Genomic DNA, 17,320 nt, shown 5'->3' with positions numbered 1-17,320 from the left:
CACCTGGCCACGGTGGCGGCGCTCACGGGTGGGAACACGGGCCCGGGCACCCTCACCCCGTCCCTCTCCCGAAGGGAGAGGGGATGTTGGGGGTGGATGTTGGGAGTGATTCGGGGTCGAGGCACGGGGCTTGCTCATTCCCGGGTCGCGCGATGACGCGCACCTGAGGAGGCCTCATGGGCTCTGCATCTCCCACGGCGGCGGTCGGCCGCCTGGACCTGGTCAATTCTCTCCTGCGCGCGGTGGACCGGCCCGCTCGCGAAGCGCTCGACATGGCCCGGCGTCCGCTCGCCGTGACTCTCGCGCCCGCACTGCTCGGCATCTTCCTCGTGGCGGCCTCTTCCGCTCTCTCGGGCTTCGTCTCCTCCACCGGTCTCCGGCTCGTCCCGAGGCTCGATGCCCTGCGCGCCGTCTTCGAGGCCCTGCTCGTCGTCATCCCCGGCACCCTCGTCTTCGCCATCTACCTGCAACTGCGGCTCACCACCCGCGTCCTGCTCGCCGCCACCTCCATCGGGCTGCTCGCCGCTGGACTCGTCTCCACCTGCGTCATGCCGCTCATGGCCTTCCTGGTGCTCGTCTCCGGGGACGCGCCAGTCGTCCTCGCCCTCCCCGCGGTGTTCGTTCCCGGCCTCGCGCTCGCCACCCTGGCGGCCCTGCCCCTGCGCGTCATCACCGCGCTCGACACCTCGAGGGCCGCCTGGTGGATGTCGCGTGCCTTCGCCTTCTTCCTGGGCGCCGTCTTCCTCCTGCGCGTCCACGCCTCCTTCCTCGCGTTCTGGCTGTGACGAGGTCCCCCATGGAAGCCATCTCCCGGAATGTCCCGCTGAGCACCGAGCCCCTCACGCCGTTCATGCCCTGGTCCGTGGAGGAGCGCGCGCCCCTCTCCGAGCCCGCCCTCCCCGCCGAGCCCGAGCGGCAACTCCTCGTGGAGCTGCTGCGCGAGCCGTCCGCCATCGTGGAGCGGCTGTTGGAGCCGGCGCGGCTGCAGGGCCTGGTGGTCGGCTCGGTGGGAGTCATCGCCGTGTGCACGAGCCTCTTCGCCGCCACCGCGAGCGCCGCGCGAGGCCAGGCCGGAGCCTGGGCCCTGCCGGCGGCACTGGCCTCGATGAATGTGTTGATGGGGCTCGCGGCGTCGCTGGGTCCCATCTACGCGGCGAGCATCCTCGTGGCGGCGCGCGTGCCCATGGCCCGGCTGGTGGCGGCGCTGCTGGCCTCGGCGGCCACGGGCTCGCTGCTGCTCGCGGGGCTCGCACCTCCGCTCTACCTGCTGTGGAGGCTGGACGCCGAGTGGGCGGGGCCGCTGCTGCTCACCGCGGCGTTCCTCCTGTCCGGCTGGGCGGCCGGTGCGCGCATCCACCGGCTGCTGAGCCTGCTGGCCGAGTCCGTCACCCGCGCCGCGCTGGGCGACGCCACCGCCGTGCTGTCCTCCGAGGACGCGTACCGGGTGGGCATCCTCGCGCGCGTGTCCTGGATGATGGTGGCGTTCACGTCGGGCCTGTGCTTCTGGGCCTTCAACGCGCTGGGCTGAGGAGGACGGACCATGACGGCACTCGTGATTCTCACGGCCTATGCGGTGCTCGGAGCGGTGGCGGCGGCCTGCGCCTTCGTCCAGAAGCGGGGGAGCACCCTGGCGGACCGGCTCGGACAGGCCTTGCTCGCCCTGGCCCTCTGGCCCTTCCTGCTCCCCGTGCTGCTCAGTCCGGGGGACGCCGCCCTCCGCCCGGAGCGCGGCCACCAGAGCGAGCGGGCCCGGCGGCTGGATGAGGTGACGGGACGGCTGGAGGAGTGCTGGCGGCAGGCGGCGGTGGAGAGCCCGTGGGCGGCGGAGCAGGCACGCGAGCACCGGCTGCTGGACGGATTCGTCACGCGCCTGCGGACGCAGGAGAAGCGGCTGCTGGAGATGGAGGCGGCACTGGCCCGTGCACCCGCGAGCGTGAAGGAGCGGCTCACCCGGCTGTACGAGCACGCCGTGGCCGAGCTGGAGCACAGCATCGGGCTCGTCGAGGAGCTGGCCGCCCAGCTCACGCTGCTGCGCTTCTCCGGCCTGGGAAACCCGTCCACCCGCGTCGAGCGCGGCCACATCGAGGAGCTGCTGCTGCGCATCGAAGCACTCGCCGATGCCTCGCAGCCCGGTCCGAGCGAGGTACCGCCACCGGCTCAGGTGGCCCAGGCGTAGGAGCCAGCACATCGCGGTGGGGCCATCCGCTCTCCGGATGACACTCGGAGGGGTGGCGGCTCCGTTGTTCTTCCTCGAGCAGGGGCGAGCGGCGTTGACTGCCGCCCATGGGCATCTGGTCGAAGAAGAGCATCGCCCAATTGCAGAGTGAGGAAGGACAGGGGCACGCGCTGCACCGCACGCTCACGGGCCTCCACCTCATTCTGCTGGGCGTTGGCGCCATCATCGGCGCGGGCATCTTCGTGGTGACGGGCACGGCGGCGGCCCAGCACGCGGGGCCCGCCATCCTCCTGTCCTTCATCCTGGCGGGGGTGGGCTGCCTCTTCGCGGGGCTGTGCTACGCCGAGTTCGCGGCGATGATTCCCGTGGCCGGCAGCGCCTACACCTACGGCTACGCCACCCTCGGCGAGCTCGTCGCGTGGCTCATCGGCTGGGATCTCATGCTCGAGTACCTCTTCGCCTCCTCCACGGTGGCGGTGGGCTGGTCCGGCTACTTCACCGCCTTCCTGCGCGACTACCTGCACCTCCGGATTCCGCCGGAGCTGGCCAGCGCCCCCTTCGACATCCAGCCGGGCTCGCACATCCCCCATGCCACCGGAGCCATCATCAACCTGCCGGCCGCGCTGCTGGTGGCGGTGATCACCGGGCTGCTCGTCGTCGGCATCCGCGAGTCGGCCCGCATCAACAACATCATCGTCTTCCTGAAGGTGGGCGTCGTCCTGCTCGTCGTCGTCTTCGGAGCGTTCTACGTGGACCCCAGCAACTGGAAGCCCTTCATCCCGGAGAACACGGGCACGTTCGGGCAGTTCGGCTGGAGTGGCATCCTCTCGGGAGCGGGCGTCATCTTCTTCGCCTACATCGGCTTCGATGCCGTCTCCACCGCGGCCCAGGAGACGCGCAACCCGCAGAAGGATCTGCCCGTCGGCATCCTGGGCTCGCTCGCCGTCTGCACCGTGCTGTACATGCTCATGGCGCTGGTGATGACGGGCCTGGCGCCCTACACCACCCTCAACGTGCCCGAGCCCGTCTACGTGGCCATCTCCCGAGGCGGGCCAGCGCTCTCCTGGTTGGGGCCCATCGTCAGCATCGGGGCCATCGCGGGCCTGGCCTCGGTGGTGCTCGTCATGCTGATGGGACAGCCGCGCATCTTCTATGCGATGGCGCGCGACGGGCTGCTGCCCCACTTCTTCGGCCGCGTGCACCCGCGCTTCCATACCCCCTACGTCTCCACCCTCATCACCGGCGTGGTGGCCATGGCGGTGGCGGGGCTGTTCCCCATCGGCCTGCTGGGCGAGCTCGTCTCCATCGGCACCCTGTTCGCCTTCGTCGTGGTCTGCGCGGGCATCCTCGTGTTGCGCTACCGGCGGCCGGAGCTGCCCCGGCCCTTCCGCACCCCGTTCGTCCCCCTGGTGCCTGTGCTCGGCATCCTCACCTGCGGAATCCTCATGCTGGGCCTGGGCGTGGCAACGTGGGTGCGGCTCGGGGCCTGGATGGCGCTCGGGCTCGTCATCTACTTCGGCTATGGCCGCAAGCACTCGCGCGCGGGCCATGGGGATACCTCCCCCACCGAGCCTCCCCCTCCCGAGCTCGGCGGGCCGCTCTGAAATTCCAGGACGCTTTCCGGGCGCACGGAAGCCACGAGCCGCGCCATACTGCGCGCCCCGACGTGACGCCCCTTCCCGTGGTGCAGCCATGAATGCCCAGGACCTCCTCGCCCGACTCCAGGATGCCTCTCCCGACGGTCCGTTGGATCGCCTCGCCTCGCTCGTCGTGGAGCACGAGCTGTCCCAGCCCCTCGAGACCCTCCTGCCGCCCGCCCTCGTGGCACGCGCGCTGAGGGCCGCGCTCGAGGGCTGGCTCGCCTCCGACACCGCGGACCGCGAGCTCGCCGCCGCCATCGAGCACCTCCAGCGCCAGCTCTCCCAGGATCCGCGCACCGTGCGCGACGCCGTGCCACCGGAGCTTCCCAAGCTGCTGGCGGAGCTGGCCTCCCGCCGCTACTCGCCGGACCGGGCGCTGGTGCTCACCGTGCTGGACCGTCCGCCCGTCCGCTCGCTGGCGCGCGCGTTGCTGCTCAACGTGCTCATCGAGTTCAGCCGCAAGGTGAGCGCTCCGGTGACGGAGAACCGCCTCGCCAAGGGCTTCTCCGGCCTGGCGAAGTTCGCGGCCGAGCAGGCCAAGAGCTCGGGCGGGGCGCTGGGCGGCATCGCCGGCGCGCTCTCCGATGAGATCGAGCGCCAGGTGGAGAAGCGTGCCCGCGACTTCGCCGACTCGGCGCTCTCCGGCCTCTTCCAGCAGCTCGCGGATGCGCTCACGGACCCGAGCCGCGCGGCGGATCAGGCGGAGATGCGCGTGGCGCTCCTGGAGGGGGTGCTGGGCCTGCCACTGGCGAAGCTCGGGCGCGAGCTGTCGCGCGCGGACGTGCCGGGCAGCGCGGCGGTGGTGCGCAAGGCACTCGGCCAGTGGCTCGCCTCGAGAGACGCCACGGCGGAGCTGGAGGCCTTCATCACCCGCGCGATGGAGCGGGACGGCAAGCGCCCGGTGCGCGAGGTGCTCGAGAAGCTGGGCCTGTTCGACACCTTCCGGGACCTGGGCCGCGAGTCACTGCGAAGGCGCCTGGCGCCGGTGGTGGCCTCGGAGCCCTTCGCCCGCTGGATGCAAGAGCTGATGAAGTAGAGGAGACACCGACATGGCACTCGCAGATGACTTCCGTTCCGCGCAGGAGCGCGTGAAGACGCTCAGCACGCGCCCCTCCAACGACACGCTGTTGGAGCTGTATTCGCTCTTCAAGCAGGCCACCGACGGGGACGTGCAGGGCAAGCGCCCGGGGATGTTGGACCTCAAGGGGCGCGCCAAGTACGACGCCTGGGCCGGCCGCAAGGGCCTGGGGAAGGAAGCGGCCATGCAGCAGTACGTGGCGCTCGTGGAGCGGTTGTTGCGCGGCTGAGGCGCGCCCTCCTCCCTGCGCAGCACCTCATGCCGGGGAGGAGACCTTGTGCTGGATGGCGGCGACGAAGCCCTCCACGGTGTTGGGGCCGTCGCCGTTGCTCACACTGCTCAGCTGGCCGTTCTCCTGCCGCCACTCGCAGAAAACCGTCCGGGGAGCGCCGGCTTCCTGGCCAGCCAGCGCCAGGGTGAAGTAGCGGGCCCTAGGCGTCGTGATCGCGTCCCGAGGCGGTGCCTTCCAGAGGTAGCAGCCCACCATCACGGCCTCCGCATCCGCACGAGCGGGAGGCAACCGCACGACAGCCAGCACCGCGTGGTCATTGCCCAGGAAGTCGAGCGCCATCCCCTCCGGCTCCAGCACCGCACCCTGGGGCATCCGATCGCCCACGATCTTCCAGCCCTGCTTGAGGTAGTCCTCGCCTGCCTGCTCCAGGCCACCGAAGAAACCCTCGGGGTGGGACAGGAAGAGCAGAGGCAGGGCGCGGTAGGCGAAGGTGTAGTGGTGGTCGCGAACAGGCGTTCGGGACGGACCCGTGAAGGGCCGGATCTGGCGCAGGGCAGGAGAGATCCGGAAGGAGCGCTCCAGGAGCGGCAGATAGCTCCGGGCGCGGGAGAGCGGGTGATCCGGAAACTGCGCGTCGTAGGACGGGTCCTCGGACAGATTGCGCATCACCGGGCTGCGATCCGCCGGATCATAGGGATCCTGGAACCAGTGCTCGTCAATCCAGCGCTGGGGATCCCCGTTGAGGGTGGGCATCACCCGGCTCATGGCCTGCGCGAAGACGGTGTTGTCTCGCAGACCGGTCATGCCATGCTCCGCGCACTGCACCTTGAGCACGAAACTGCAGTCGGCGAAGGGCAGCGTCAGTGACGCCACATAGGTCATGCCGAATGGCTGCTGCGGGAGCTTGAAGATGGAGCGCACGGCGCGCAGCCCCGCGAGCGGCTGGGTCTCGACCTCCACGATGCCACCGCCCGCCTTGGAGATAATGCTCCGGTAGCCCGCCCTCAGCGGCGAGAGCTGTTCGAGCGGTGCCGGGATGTCAGGAGGAAGGCCGAAGTAGAGGAGCGAGAGCACATCGCCCACGTCATTCCGCCAGTGGCTCTCGGTGTGGGACTGCTGCACGCGAGTCCACCCCGTGAGCTCGAGTTGCACATCCTGAAGAGAAGGCATGATGGTCACCGTCGGAGCGCGATGGCTCCCCCCATTGCGTGGCATAGCGGCTCGACAACAGCTGGCATCGAGCCTGCCAGGGGCGGAGCTGAAAGAGCCAGTCCCTCTCACCCACCCGCCGCTCGCGGGTGGCGTAAATCAGACGCTTCGGCGATGAGCCGAGCCGCGTTCAGGACGGGCTCAGGGGTCGGCCGCGTACCGGAGCTTCATCCGGTTGATGGGACCGGCGGCCCCCGCCCGATTCACCGCCCGCACCTCGAGCGTGTTGAGCCCCGTGTGCAGCTTCAGCGGCACCGTGTCGCCGGGCACCCGCTTCCACTCGCCGCCGTCCACCCGCAGCTCGTAGTGCGCGAACCAGGGCATGCCGTGCTGGAGGGTGAGCGTGTAGTCCGGCCTCGCGGCGAACAGCGGCCGCTTGCTCAGGAACTCCTGCTCGGTGGTGATGCCGTGCTCCTGGAGGAGCTCGATGGGCCGCCGCGCGTTGTTGTACGTGAACAGCACCTGCGTGTGATTGAGCGGGAAGTAGAACTCCTTCGGGTCATCGGTGAAGAGCAGGCCATCGGCGTGGAACCCCTGGAAGGTCGCGAACTGCCCCTTCCCCTCCAGCGGCAGCACCAACGTGGCCTGCTTCCCGTCCCGCACGTAGGAGATGTTCATGTAACCGAAGTAGCGGCCGATGAACTCCCGGTACTGCTTGTCGAGCTCCTCCGCCGTCGTCTTGTGACGCTCCAGGTAGCGCGGTGAGGGGGTGAAGCGGATCTCCTCGAACCGGCCCTCGCGCTTGAGCTGGTACATCTCCAGGAAGCTCAGGTAGCGGCCCTGGTGGGTGGCGGCCATGCTGAACTGCGGGTCGATGAAGATCCACTTGTCCAGCGTGTTGGACCAGACCTCGGATGCCACGTGGCCCTGCCCGAAGCCCCCATAGGCGGGCTCCGCCGTCTTGATGCCGAGCTGCCGCGACGGGTAGCCCAGCGACAGCAACAGGTCCGACACCACCGTCCCGTACTCCACGCACCGGTAGCGCTGCCCCTGCTTCACGTTCTGGAGGATTTGATACGACGACGTGCCCGGCGGGGGCTCGTTCATCCCGTCATGGTCCCACTGGATGCTCACCCACTCGAGCGCCGCGAGGATGAGCTCCGGATCCGAGCGGCGCGAGAGGTCCACCTGCTTCAGGACGTGCTCGCGCAGTTGGCGGAGCTCGGCGGTATCGGGGCTCTCGGGCAGCTTCAGGGTGCGGTAGCGGTCATCCAGCTTGAGGTTGGAGGACTCGACGATGGAGATCTTCTGGAGCGGGCCTGGGGTGGCGGCGGGGGCTCCGGCGAGAGCGGCCGGCGCGGTGCCCAGCAGGGCCAGCAGGACGGTGAGGGACGCGGACTGTCGCATGTTCCCCTTCTACGACTCCCACGCGGGGCGATTGCCTGCGGTAGTCTGAGCCGCGATGAGCACGCCTTCCCTTCCCCATGAGCCGTCCCTGCGGCCCGAGGACCTGTGGCCCCGGATCGTCGCCACGACCCGGCACGCACTGGCCACGGGTGCCCTGCAGCCGATCGCCACCGACTGCCAGACCCTCGAGGAGCGGGGAGTCCCCTTCCAGGTGCGCGTGCTCGGCCGGGCCCACCTCAAGGACGAGCGGATGAAGCGCGAGAAGCCCCGCACCGTGCCCTTCGATCCCTTCGAGAACCCGGATCCGGACCTCGTGGTGGGAGGGCTCTCCCCCACGCACCTGTGCCTGCTCAACAAGTTCAACGTGGTGGAGCACCACCTGCTCATCGTGACGCGCGCCTTCGAGGAGCAGGAGTCCCTGCTCACCGCCGCGGACTTCGAGGCGCTCGCGCTCTGCATGGACGGCCTGGACGGGCTGGGCTTCTACAACTCCGGCGAGGTGGCCGGGGCCAGCCAGCCGCACAAGCACCTCCAGCTCATCCCCCCGCTCGGCCCCGATGGGCTGCGCGTTCCCATGGAGAAGCTGTTGCCGGGGGCCCCGGGCTTCGCCCATGCGGTGAGGCGCCTCGGCCCGTGGACGTCCTCACCCGCGAAGGACGGGGCCCGGCTGCTCGAGGCCTATCAAGCCCTGATGGCGGAGCTGAGCCTCGGGCCCAGGCTGCCCCTGCCTCCCTACAACCTGCTCACCACGCGGGACTGGATGATGCTGGTGCCCCGCGCTCGGGCCGAGTCCCACGGTATCAACGTCAACGCCATGGGCTTCTCCGGCTCGCTGCTCGTCAAGAACCAGGAGCAGCTCCAGCGGCTCCAGGAGCTGGGACCCCTGGAGTTGCTGAGGCAGGTGGCCCCCTGAGCGGAGGCGCCGCGCTACTGCCCGGTGATGAAGTGGCCGTCCTTGCCCAGCGCGAAGCGTGAGGTGCGCTCCAGCTTCACGTCCAGGTAGAGCTTCTTGCCCTTGGGCTCGAGGCGGACCGAGGGCACCATGAGCTGGTGCTCGGGCGGCTTGCCGAGGGCGATCCACGCGCGCCCTCCGTCGGTGCCCAGCACCACCCAGCGCGTCTCCTCCCCTTCCGAGCCCGGAGCCACCACCAGCTTCACCAGGAGGATGGCCAGCTTGCCGTCGGGGGACGTCCAGGTGGAGTCCAGCGTGTACTGCGTGTCCGAGGACTGCCACGTGGACCAGGTGTTCACCACGCAGTAGCCGTCCGCCTCGGGCCGCAGCAGCACCAGGCCCGCGCCGCTCTGGAGCGTCACCCCCACCAGCTCCACGGGCCCGTCGGCGAGCGTGAGCTGGGACTGGAAGGAGCTGCGCACCTCGGGGCTCCCCGAGGAGCCCAGCAGGCCGAGCTGCGTCAGCGACACGCCCGGCACGAAGGAGCGAGGCCCCAGCGAGCGCACGAGGTCCGCCTCCAGCGGCTCCTCCAGGGCGATGCGCTCCGGGCACTTCGGCGAAGGCACCCGCGCCTGCACCTGCGCCACCCGCGGCGGGGACGGCGGGGGCGGATTCAACGCGGCACGCAGCTCCGCGCACCCGGAACACACCAGCACCAGCACCCAGGCCAGCTTCCAAGCACGGTCCACTCAGGCCTCCATGAGGATGCGGTGCCGGTAGAGCTCCAGCAGGATGTCTTCGTGCAGATCCGCCTGCTTCTCCTTGCGCAGGCGCTCGCGCACCGCCTCCACCGGCTCGCGGCCAGTGAACTCCACGAGGAGCGAGTAGGCCAGCCCGGGCAGCGCCACCGCGTCGTACTCGCTATAGGCCCCCAGCGCGACGCTCCCATCCGCGAGCCACTTCACCGTGGCCTCGGGGTTGAGCTTGAGCACCTGGGGCAGCTGGGGCGCGACCGCGTCCCGGAGGCTCTTCTCCAGCACCTTCAGCTCGATGACGCCGTCCAGGCCCATGATCTTCTCCACCTGCTCCGGCGACAGGGCGCGGATGGTGTCGAAGCAGGCCCGGTAGAACGCGTCCTCGCGGCCCGCCCACTGGCGCCACAGCGCGGCGTACTCCTTCTCGGGCAGCGGCTTGTCGTCCAGGTCCTCCAGCGTCGGCGTCTCCGCCAGGTCCGGCTTGTCCCGGCCAGCGAGGATGTACTCGGGCAGCAACTGGAGCACGGCGTAACGCGAGAGCTGGATCTCCGCGAGCGCCAGGTACGTCTTGAACGTCATCCAGAGCTTGCGCCCATCGGCGCCCGCCACGTACTTGCAGAAGAACGTGGAGCACACCGCCTCGCGGTAGGGCCAGATGGTGCAACCGCCCTGCTGCTCCTCGAAGTACGGGCAGCGCATGGAGGCCGCCCGGCCGAAGAACTGGCGCGAGTTGCGGTAGAGCAGGTTGTAGCGGGCCGACGGGCGGAGCCACTGCGGCGTCACGCCCACGTGGCTGGCGATCTTCTCCCCCACGCGCCGCCGCCCCTCGCCCAGCTCGTCGCGCGTGTCGGACAGGAGCGCGCCCACCAGGTAGTTGGGCAGCTTGGGGTAGTAGGTGCAGCACTTGGTGTCCGGCCGGAAGAGGCGGCTCACCCCATCCACGGACTCGACGGCCCCAGACGCGGAGGAGGGGCACATGGCGCATGAGGAGCACGTGGCCTTCTCCTCGTTGGGAATCTGCGCGCGGAAGAAGTCGGGCAGCAGGTCCCGGTAGAGGACCGGCAGGCTGTCGAGCATCTGGGGCATGGGCGGGGCTCCTGCGTGGGGGACGGCTGGCTCAGGACAGGATGCGGATGATGATCATCACGCACAGCGCGAACATGCAGAGCGTCCCGATGCCGAAGGTCATCGAGCGCCACGGCTGCATGGCCTTGATGTAGGCGACGCTGTACACCACCCGGGCGGCCGTATAGGCGATGAAGCAGATCTGCAGGCCGAGCACCGGCGCGCCCGCCAGCACGGCAATGAGGCCGAGGATGAGGAAGGCCGGGATGTTCTCCAGGTCGTTGCGGTGGGCGCGCAGCACGCGCTCCACGTCGGGGTGCTCGGTGGTCACGAGCTGGGCGTTGAAGCGGGCCGCGTCCTCGGGGTTCATCGCCAGCTTGAGCCGGGAGCGCGTGCGGACGGTGTAGAGGCCCACGCCGAACATCTTGATGACGAGGATGACGGCGCACAGGGCGTAGAGGCGGAAGCCCGGGAACGCCAGCACCAGGTTGGAGGTCATCTGCGGGAAGAAGTCGTTCATGGACCCGGCCATCTACCAGCAGCGCGTGCATTTGGACAGCCGGGCGCGCCCCACCCCCCTCTGCACAAGGCGCGTGCCCCCGGTGTACGGTGCGCGCACCATGCTCTCACTCCTTCTTCTCGTCCTCGCGGCGCAGCCAGCGGCCGCGCCCGCTCCCGCCAAGGCGTCCGCCATGGATCCGGCCTTCGTGGCCTACACCACGGAACTGGAGCAAGGCATCAACGCGGGTGATGCCTCCATCCTGGACTCGCGCATCGACATGGAGCGGCTCCTCGGGCGCGCCACGCGCGACACCTCCGCCCCCAAGGAGTTCCACGAGGGCTTCGCCAACGGCATGCGCCGCTCGGGCATGAAGCTGGGCCAGCAGCTCGTCTCCTCCCGGGAGGATGACTCCAGCTTCCACCTGCTGCGGCTGCGCATGGACGGCGGCACCCCGCACGCCCTCTACCGCGTCGTCTCCACCCAGGGCGGCGTCAACTACCTGGACCTGGAACTGGCCACCAACGCCGAGGGCCAGGTCGTCATCGCCGACTTCTACCCCTACATCACCGGCGAGCTCTTCAGCGAGACCATGCGCCGCATCTACCTCCAGGCCGCCAAGGAGGCCGGCTACGATCTGGTGGACAAGATGATGGGCAAGGAGCAGGACTTCCTCAAGAACGCCTCCAAGCTGACGGACATGCAGAAGATGGTCCAGGAGCAGAAGTTCGCCGAGGTGGTGAAGGCCTTCGACGCGCTGCCCGAGTCCCTGCGCCAGAACAAGCCCTTCCTCCTGCTGCGCCTCACCGCCTCCTCGCAGCTCGAGGAGAGCGAGTACCAGAAGTCCATCCAGGCCTTCGAGCAGGCCTTCCCCAATGATCCCAGCCTGGACCTCATCTCCATCGACGGGCACATGATGCGCAAGGACTACGCCACGGTGATGAAGATGGTGGACCGGTTGGATCAGCGGGTGAAGGACCCCTACCTCCAGTACCTGCGCGGCAGCGTCATGCTGGACAAGGGCGACCGCAAGGCGGCCCTGGCCTACTTCAAGACCGCCGTGGCCCAGGAGCCCACCCTCACCCTGGCCCACTGGGTGCTCATCGGCCTGTCGCTCCAGGACAAGCAGTTCAAGGACACCGCCCGCTACCTGGACGCCATCGAGCGGGACGCCCACGTGGAGCTCAGCGACCTGGAGGAGATCGAGCAGTACGCGGGCTTCGTCAAGTCCCCCGAATTCAAGGCCTGGAAGAAGAAGCGCGCCGCCCGGATGCAGGCCGCACCAGCAGTGCCTTGACGGCCGGGCCCGGCTTGTCCAAGTTGCCGGGCTTCATGCCAGTCCTCAGTGGTGCAGTGACCTTCTCGCGCTTCCGGTCCGAACCGGCCGGAAACGCCCCTTCCGACAAGAAACGTTGGCTCGCCAAGGGCTTGAAGTCCGGGGCCTTCGAGCCCATCGACCTCAAGAAGACCGAGGACGAGCGGGCGGCGGGCTTCGTGGAGCTGGAGAACCATGACTCCATCGAGTTCTCCACCGGCGCCATCCTGTACGGCGACTACGCGCTGTTCGGCTTCCGGGTGGACACCGTCAAGGTGCCCGCCCCGGTGCTGAAGGCCGAGCTGGACAAGTGGGCCACCGCCTTCGAGAAACAAAACGGCCGCCAACCCACCCGTGGCGAGAAGGCGGAGAACCGCGCCTCCCTCCGCCACATGCTGCGCCAGCGCGCCGTGCCCTCCACCAAGGTGCACGACGTGAGCTGGAACCTGCAGACGCAGCAGGTGCAGATCTGGGCCGCCTCGCGCAAGACGGTGGATGAGATCCTCCTGGCCATGGAGCAGGCCTTCGAGGTGAAGCTCCAGCCACTGGTGCCCGCCGCCCTGGCCGCGCGCGCCGGCATCAAGGACGAGGAGCTCGTCCCCACGCCGGAGCTGATCGGCATGGAGATTTCCAACAGCGAGATTCCCAGCAGCGAGGTGAGCCATGGGGAAGCGTGAGCAGGCGAGAATCGAAGCGGCCTTCATGCGCGGCGACGCGGGCGTCGACGGGGGGGCCACCGAGGAGGACACGCGGGACGAAGCGGAAATCGAACGCGACAAGGCGCGCGAGCAACTGCTGCGCGGCCGGGCCTACCTGGGCCGCGAGTTCCTCACCTGGCTGCTGTGGCGCTCGGAGTCGGGCGACGTGCTGGTGGACTTCGAGGGCACCGGCGTCGTCGTCCTCTACACGGGCCGCTGCACCCTGCGCGGCGTCAACGGCGACGTCACCGAGCTGATGGCCCGGGGCGCGCTCGCCCCCTACTCCGAGCAGGTGAAGCACTCCATGGACCGCGGCCTGCTCGTGCACCAGGCCCGCTGGCGCCTCACCCACGGCGAGAAGGTGTACGAGGTGACGCTGGACGCCGAGTTCCTCGACATCCGCGCCGCCAAGCTGCCGGAGCTGATGGCCGAGGAGGAGGATGACCGGCTGCTGGAGCGGCTCTACCTCACCGAGCAGCTGTCCGGCATGGTGGACACGCTGGTGCAGTCCTTCCTCGAGGTGCGCGCCAGCCGCAACTGGAGCAAGAAGGTCGTCCCCGCCATGAAGAGCTGGATGAAGGGCGAGGACGAGGCCCCCCGCGCCACCAAGGTGCAGCTGGCGCGCGCCGCTCGCGGCTGAGCCGGCCCCCGAGCCCGTCTCCGAGCCCGGCTCCGAGCCCGTCACTCCGAGCCCGTCCTGGCCTCAGCGCGGGACGGGCCCCACGCGGTAGCCGGGCACCGAGAGCACGAACCGGGCGCCCTTGCCCGGCGCCGAGTGGACCTCCAGCGTCCCGCCGTGGGCCAGGGCGATCTGCTGCGCGAGGAACAACCCGAGCCCCAGCCCCGAGGAGCCTGTGCCCCGTGCGAAGCGCTCGAACAGCCGGGGCAACAGGTGGGGCGGCACCCCGGGCCCCTGGTCGCTGACGGAGACGACGGCCCAGCTCCCGTCCTCGCGGTTCTGCCGCTCCACCTCCACCGTGATGGCCCCTCCCGGGGGCGAGTGCTTCACCGCGTTGGCGACGAGGTTGGAGAGGGCCTGGCGAAGCCGCTCCGGGTCCCCGATGAGGACGAACTCCTCCGGTCCCCGGGATTGGAGCGTGATGGCCGGAGTCCTCGCGGCCGCCACCACCTCCGCCACCAGTTGCATCACGTCCAGGGGCTGGACGCGCAGGGTGAAGAGCCCCTGATCCAACCGGCTCACGTCGAGCAGATCCGCGGTGAGCCGGGTGAGGCCCTCCAGGCTCGCGAGCGCCGCCTCGGTGTCGCGCAGGTCGTCCTCCGACTGCGTGCGAGCCGCCCGCCGGCGGATGAGCTCGAGGCGCGCGCGCATCGGGGCCAGATAGTTGCCCATGTCATGGGCCAGCACGGTGATGAGCTCATCGGCCACCGCCCGGCGGCCCTGCTCGGCGGCGGACTTCGTCAGCGCCTCCACGAGCTCGGCCCGGTGCGCCACCACGCCCACCCACCGGGTGGCCACCTCCAGGAAGCGGAGATCCTCCAGGGAGAAGTACTCCGCCTGCACCGAGGAGCACTCCAGCACGCCGCGCCGCTCTCCCCCCACCTCGAGCGCCACCGCGATGGCGGACCGGATGCCCAGCCCGTACTTGATGCCGGGCAACTCCTCCGGGTCCTCGTCCTGATGTCCCGTGTGCCAGGACTTGCCCGTCTCGAACACCTGGACGATCCGGCCGCGGTTGGCCAGCTGCAACCGGTTCAGCCCGAGGCTCTTCTGCTTGCGGCCCAACGGGGTGTCGCTGACGCCCGCGGCCACCAGCGTCTGGCTCGAGGGCTCCAGGAAGAAGATGTCCACCTTGTCGGCCGCGAAGAGCTCCGCCAGGAGCTGACTGACACTCGCCATCGTGGACAGAAACTCGGCGGCCGGCAGCTCGAGGAGCTTCTCCAGCGCCGACCAAAGCAACTCCCGCCGCTCACTCTCACTCTGAGGTCTTCCCGAGGGCACAGGACAACCCTGTGTCCGCCGGCCGTGAATGGCATTGGACGGAAGGGCACCCCGCACGGCCACATTCCAGGCAGCCGCTCCGGGCCTCGAATGTCAGTCAGCCGACGTGCTCCGCCCCTCTGTCCACCACCTCACGCTCCATCTCCCCAACAACACGGCCGGCCGGAAGGAAAACAGACATCCTGGATCCACGTTCACTACCAGCGGCAATTTCGCCTGAGGTGGACTGAGAAGGGTTTCAAGCCATGGGCCTGGCAAGCCCTTGGCAGGCAGGACGCGGTCAAACCGGAAAACCACGTGACTTGGGGAGGGAAGCACATGGAAGCGACACAAGCGGAGTACGGGAAACAGACGAGCAGGAAGCCGGCATCCCGGCTGCTGGGGGCGCTGTACGCCACGGCCGTGCTGGTGCTGGGGGCGGGCTGCGGGCCAACGGAGGAGTCCAGCCCTTCGGGCCTCGGCACCACGGCCCAGGAGATGGTCACCCTCAATGGCCTGGCCTTCAACGGGCTCGCCTTCAATGGCCTGGCCTTCAACGGGCTCGCCTTCAATGGCCTGGCCTTCAACGGGCTCGCCTTCAACGGGCTGTCCAGCGAGGCCTTCTCGGCCTGGTTCGACACGAACCCCGCGATGGCCGACATGCTCATGAAGTACACGGTCGCGTGCGCCGTTCCGTCCGGGCAGGTCCGCACGTACACGTACAAGGGGACGGACTACACGTGGCAGGGCTGGCTGGGACTGGCACCGGGCTGGGCCAGCGGCGCGGCGGCCACCGAGGCCGAGCAGCAGGTCATCTCCGCGTGCCTGGCGGCCCACGGCAACAAGTACGGCAAGCGCGTGCTCATCTCCATCCTGGGCAACGACGCGCAAGGCCAGCCCATCCCCACGTTCTCCTGGGAGCAGGACTCCTTCCCGGAGCGGGAGGCCTGCTTCTTCGGCAACCTCTTCACGGGTGAGGGCGTCTACGTGGGCAACGACCGGGGCCGGCTCAACGAGCGGGAGAGCACCGCGCGCGCCTGTGCCCTGTCCACCAGCGTCGAGGACGCGCGCGAGGCGTGCCTGCCGCTCGTCTATGTCGGGAGCTGCCAGGGCTCGTGCACGAAGGACCCCACCAACACCTGGTACGTGAGCTGCAAATACAACGGCATCACCTACCGGCCCCTCACCACGCGGATGCGCAGCGAGGACATCTACCGCTGCGGTGACGGCGTCTGCCAGTTCACCGAGTCGTGTGGAACGGGCCGGACCTACGACAGCTGCCGGCAGGACTGCGGCCTCTGCGGCTGAGCCCCGGCTCGCGCAACGGGGAGCGGAGCCTCGTGCCCGCCCCGGGTCCGGCTTCTCCCCCGCCGCGGCCCAGGTGTAGACGTCTACACTTGATGTATGAAAAAAACCTACCCCAGGTGTAGACGTCTACACCTGAAGCCCGCCCCTGGCGTGTGGAAGAAATTGGCGGCTCAACACCGGCTCAGCGCCTGCGGGTGGCAGCGAATTCCGCCACGAAATCGAGGAACTTCTTGATTGCCGCTTCGTGATCTCCGCCAAGTTCCCGGAGGTACTTCTTCACCCAGCCATCCTCAGGCCATTCCCGCTTGACGTCACGCAGCCATACGACGAAATCGTCGAACTCCTGGTCGGGAAGGCCGTTGTATTGGAGGGCCATGGAACTTCCCTCGATGAAGGATCGCATCGCATGGGCGTTGACCGAGCCCAAGAACATTTCCAACATCACTCCTTCATTCACCTTCTCCCGGATGAACAGGAGCAGGTCCAACGTAGAGACAGCACGCCCCTCCCAGTCTTTTGGCGTCTGAATCGTGCTCATGGCTTCAGGAACTCCTCCGTGACCTGCGTGAAGATTGGCTCACCGCGCAGCACGAGGCTCTTGAGGTATTCAGCTCGGGACATTCCCGCCGGTCCAGTAAAGGCGTCATAAAGCCTGCCTTCATACTCCACCACGAAATGGATGTTGTTATCAGACATCAACGTCCGGTTTTGCCATGACAAGAACCTCCCACTGGAGCTGGAGAGACGAAGGTACTGGGGATTGCCACCCAGGGACTTGAAGCCTTGGTAGATATCTCTTGCAACGCGGCCGCAAGGCCCGGCCATCCTGTTCACCAGACTGAAGGCCGACTGAAGGGCCGCCAGGGCAGGCGGAACCGTGTCGCGATTCGTCGCGAGTTGCCACATGGAGATGGCTCCGGCGATATCCCCTTGGGCAATGGCCGCCAGCATCTTGAGGCGTATCGAATCCGGGATCGCCGCCAACCACATCCCAGGGGTGGGCACCGGGGCTGAAGCCAGCGCCACTCCTGGTCCCCTGCCCGGCAACGCAGGTTGCGCCGATGCCCACGGCGATAACAAGCAACATACGAGCAGCACCCACCAGCAGTTCATTGAACGCAGGGAAGCGGAGGCTCCCGCCCAAGCCGCTACTGGATGAAGAACCCC

Annotated in this window: 19 protein-coding genes; 11 read left to right on the top strand and 8 right to left on the bottom strand. The window is 68.7% G+C overall.

Features of this window, described 5'->3' with window-relative positions; all coding sequences use genetic code 11:
- Positions 1-176: 176 nt before the first annotated feature.
- The 6 genes from NR798_RS13875 to NR798_RS13850 all read left to right on the top strand — a co-directional run bounded on the left by NR798_RS13875 (position 177) and on the right by NR798_RS13850 (position 5,123).
- Entirely contained in the window at positions 177-785 is a 609-nt protein-coding gene (locus NR798_RS13875) for a hypothetical protein (RefSeq protein ID WP_375771939.1), read from the top strand.
- An 11-nt stretch (positions 786-796) separates the two neighbouring features.
- The gene (locus tag NR798_RS13870; protein ID WP_375771938.1) at positions 797-1,528 is read left to right on the top strand and encodes a hypothetical protein; all 732 of its coding nucleotides are present in this window, start codon (positions 797-799) and stop codon (positions 1,526-1,528) included.
- Positions 1,529-1,540: 12 nt separating this feature from the next.
- The gene (locus tag NR798_RS13865; RefSeq protein WP_375771937.1) at positions 1,541-2,176 is read left to right on the top strand and encodes a hypothetical protein; all 636 of its coding nucleotides are present in this window, start codon (positions 1,541-1,543) and stop codon (positions 2,174-2,176) included.
- 107 nt (positions 2,177-2,283) lie between these two features.
- Positions 2,284-3,780 carry an amino acid permease gene (locus NR798_RS13860; RefSeq protein ID WP_375771936.1) on the top strand — a complete coding sequence of 499 codons (1,497 nt, stop codon included), beginning with the start codon at positions 2,284-2,286 and terminating at the stop codon, positions 3,778-3,780.
- A gap of 88 nt (positions 3,781-3,868) precedes the next feature.
- Complete coding sequence (locus tag NR798_RS13855) at positions 3,869-4,852, top strand: hypothetical protein (protein WP_375771935.1); 984 nt, start codon at positions 3,869-3,871, stop codon at positions 4,850-4,852.
- Between the two features lie 13 nt (positions 4,853-4,865).
- Positions 4,866-5,123, top strand: coding sequence for an acyl-CoA-binding protein (locus tag NR798_RS13850; protein ID WP_375771934.1), 258 nt, complete (start codon positions 4,866-4,868; stop codon positions 5,121-5,123).
- A 27-nt stretch (positions 5,124-5,150) separates the two neighbouring features.
- Here the strand turns inward: NR798_RS13850 and NR798_RS13845 are convergent, their stop codons facing one another.
- Positions 5,151-6,296 (bottom strand): hypothetical protein, encoded by a 1,146-nt coding sequence (locus NR798_RS13845; protein WP_375771933.1) that lies wholly within the window; start codon positions 6,294-6,296, stop codon positions 5,151-5,153.
- A 180-nt stretch (positions 6,297-6,476) separates the two neighbouring features.
- Complete coding sequence (locus NR798_RS13840) at positions 6,477-7,682, bottom strand: hypothetical protein (protein WP_375771932.1); 1,206 nt, start codon at positions 7,680-7,682, stop codon at positions 6,477-6,479.
- A gap of 55 nt (positions 7,683-7,737) precedes the next feature.
- Here NR798_RS13840 and NR798_RS13835 point away from each other — a divergent pair, with 55 nt between their 5' ends.
- Positions 7,738-8,595, top strand: a complete 858-nt coding sequence (locus tag NR798_RS13835) for an ATP adenylyltransferase (protein WP_375771931.1) — start codon at positions 7,738-7,740, stop codon at positions 8,593-8,595.
- A gap of 14 nt (positions 8,596-8,609) precedes the next feature.
- Here NR798_RS13835 and NR798_RS13830 read toward each other — a convergent pair whose 3' ends face one another.
- From NR798_RS13830 to NR798_RS13820, 3 genes are read right to left on the bottom strand one after another with little or no spacing between them, the layout of a single operon-like run.
- Positions 8,610-9,323 (bottom strand): hypothetical protein, encoded by a 714-nt coding sequence (locus tag NR798_RS13830; protein ID WP_375771930.1) that lies wholly within the window; start codon positions 9,321-9,323, stop codon positions 8,610-8,612.
- Positions 9,324-10,415, bottom strand: coding sequence for a YkgJ family cysteine cluster protein (locus NR798_RS13825; RefSeq protein WP_375771929.1), 1,092 nt, complete (start codon positions 10,413-10,415; stop codon positions 9,324-9,326).
- Between the two features lie 31 nt (positions 10,416-10,446).
- The gene (locus NR798_RS13820) at positions 10,447-10,914 is read right to left on the bottom strand and encodes an MAPEG family protein (RefSeq protein WP_375771928.1); all 468 of its coding nucleotides are present in this window, start codon (positions 10,912-10,914) and stop codon (positions 10,447-10,449) included.
- Positions 10,915-11,014: 100 nt separating this feature from the next.
- Here NR798_RS13820 and NR798_RS13815 point away from each other — a divergent pair, with 100 nt between their 5' ends.
- Genes NR798_RS13815 through NR798_RS13805 form a run of 3 tightly spaced genes read left to right on the top strand, consistent with a single transcriptional unit; the run spans position 11,015 to position 13,546 of the window.
- Positions 11,015-12,190: a tetratricopeptide repeat protein gene (locus NR798_RS13815; RefSeq protein ID WP_375771927.1), complete on the top strand. Its 1,176-nt coding sequence runs from the start codon at positions 11,015-11,017 to the stop codon at positions 12,188-12,190.
- A gap of 35 nt (positions 12,191-12,225) precedes the next feature.
- Positions 12,226-12,885: a recombination-associated protein RdgC gene (gene rdgC / locus NR798_RS13810; RefSeq protein ID WP_375771926.1), complete on the top strand. Its 660-nt coding sequence runs from the start codon at positions 12,226-12,228 to the stop codon at positions 12,883-12,885.
- Positions 12,872-13,546, top strand: coding sequence for a hypothetical protein (locus NR798_RS13805; protein WP_375771925.1), 675 nt, complete (start codon positions 12,872-12,874; stop codon positions 13,544-13,546). Before rdgC ends, NR798_RS13805 begins: the two co-directional genes overlap by 14 nt.
- Before the next feature lie 63 nt (positions 13,547-13,609).
- Here the strand turns inward: NR798_RS13805 and NR798_RS13800 are convergent, their stop codons facing one another.
- Positions 13,610-14,824 (bottom strand): ATP-binding protein, encoded by a 1,215-nt coding sequence (locus NR798_RS13800; RefSeq protein WP_375771924.1) that lies wholly within the window; start codon positions 14,822-14,824, stop codon positions 13,610-13,612.
- Positions 14,825-15,184: 360 nt separating this feature from the next.
- Here NR798_RS13800 and NR798_RS13795 point away from each other — a divergent pair, with 360 nt between their 5' ends.
- Entirely contained in the window at positions 15,185-16,153 is a 969-nt protein-coding gene (locus NR798_RS13795) for a hypothetical protein (RefSeq protein ID WP_375771923.1), read from the top strand.
- A 181-nt stretch (positions 16,154-16,334) separates the two neighbouring features.
- On the opposite strand, the gene NR798_RS13790 is transcribed toward NR798_RS13795, so the two are convergent.
- Positions 16,335-16,691, bottom strand: coding sequence for a hypothetical protein (locus tag NR798_RS13790; RefSeq protein WP_375771922.1), 357 nt, complete (start codon positions 16,689-16,691; stop codon positions 16,335-16,337).
- Positions 16,688-17,179, bottom strand: coding sequence for a hypothetical protein (locus NR798_RS13785; RefSeq protein ID WP_375771921.1), 492 nt, complete (start codon positions 17,177-17,179; stop codon positions 16,688-16,690). Before NR798_RS13785 ends, NR798_RS13790 begins: the two co-directional genes overlap by 4 nt.
- Positions 17,180-17,320 lie beyond the last annotated feature (141 nt).

Source organism: Archangium gephyra (genome assembly GCF_042230915.1).
GTDB lineage: Bacteria > Myxococcota > Myxococcia > Myxococcales > Myxococcaceae > Archangium > Archangium gephyra_B.
Note: the sequence above shows the minus strand (reverse complement) of the source record. Positions and strands in the feature narration are given on the sequence as shown.

Coding starts and splice junctions, on each gene's coding strand:
- NR798_RS13875 (WP_375771939.1), top strand. CDS start 177: ATGGGCTCTGCATCTCCCACGGCGGCGGTCGGCCGCCTGGACCTGGTC.
- NR798_RS13870 (WP_375771938.1), top strand. CDS start 797: ATGGAAGCCATCTCCCGGAATGTCCCGCTGAGCACCGAGCCCCTCACG.
- NR798_RS13865 (WP_375771937.1), top strand. CDS start 1,541: ATGACGGCACTCGTGATTCTCACGGCCTATGCGGTGCTCGGAGCGGTG.
- NR798_RS13860 (WP_375771936.1), top strand. CDS start 2,284: ATGGGCATCTGGTCGAAGAAGAGCATCGCCCAATTGCAGAGTGAGGAA.
- NR798_RS13855 (WP_375771935.1), top strand. CDS start 3,869: ATGAATGCCCAGGACCTCCTCGCCCGACTCCAGGATGCCTCTCCCGAC.
- NR798_RS13850 (WP_375771934.1), top strand. CDS start 4,866: ATGGCACTCGCAGATGACTTCCGTTCCGCGCAGGAGCGCGTGAAGACG.
- NR798_RS13845 (WP_375771933.1), bottom strand. CDS start 6,296: ATGCCTTCTCTTCAGGATGTGCAACTCGAGCTCACGGGGTGGACTCGC.
- NR798_RS13840 (WP_375771932.1), bottom strand. CDS start 7,682: ATGCGACAGTCCGCGTCCCTCACCGTCCTGCTGGCCCTGCTGGGCACC.
- NR798_RS13835 (WP_375771931.1), top strand. CDS start 7,738: ATGAGCACGCCTTCCCTTCCCCATGAGCCGTCCCTGCGGCCCGAGGAC.
- NR798_RS13825 (WP_375771929.1), bottom strand. CDS start 10,415: ATGCCCCAGATGCTCGACAGCCTGCCGGTCCTCTACCGGGACCTGCTG.
- NR798_RS13820 (WP_375771928.1), bottom strand. CDS start 10,914: ATGAACGACTTCTTCCCGCAGATGACCTCCAACCTGGTGCTGGCGTTC.
- NR798_RS13815 (WP_375771927.1), top strand. CDS start 11,015: ATGCTCTCACTCCTTCTTCTCGTCCTCGCGGCGCAGCCAGCGGCCGCG.
- rdgC (WP_375771926.1), top strand. CDS start 12,226: ATGCCAGTCCTCAGTGGTGCAGTGACCTTCTCGCGCTTCCGGTCCGAA.
- NR798_RS13805 (WP_375771925.1), top strand. CDS start 12,872: ATGGGGAAGCGTGAGCAGGCGAGAATCGAAGCGGCCTTCATGCGCGGC.
- NR798_RS13795 (WP_375771923.1), top strand. CDS start 15,185: ATGGAAGCGACACAAGCGGAGTACGGGAAACAGACGAGCAGGAAGCCG.
- NR798_RS13790 (WP_375771922.1), bottom strand. CDS start 16,691: ATGAGCACGATTCAGACGCCAAAAGACTGGGAGGGGCGTGCTGTCTCT.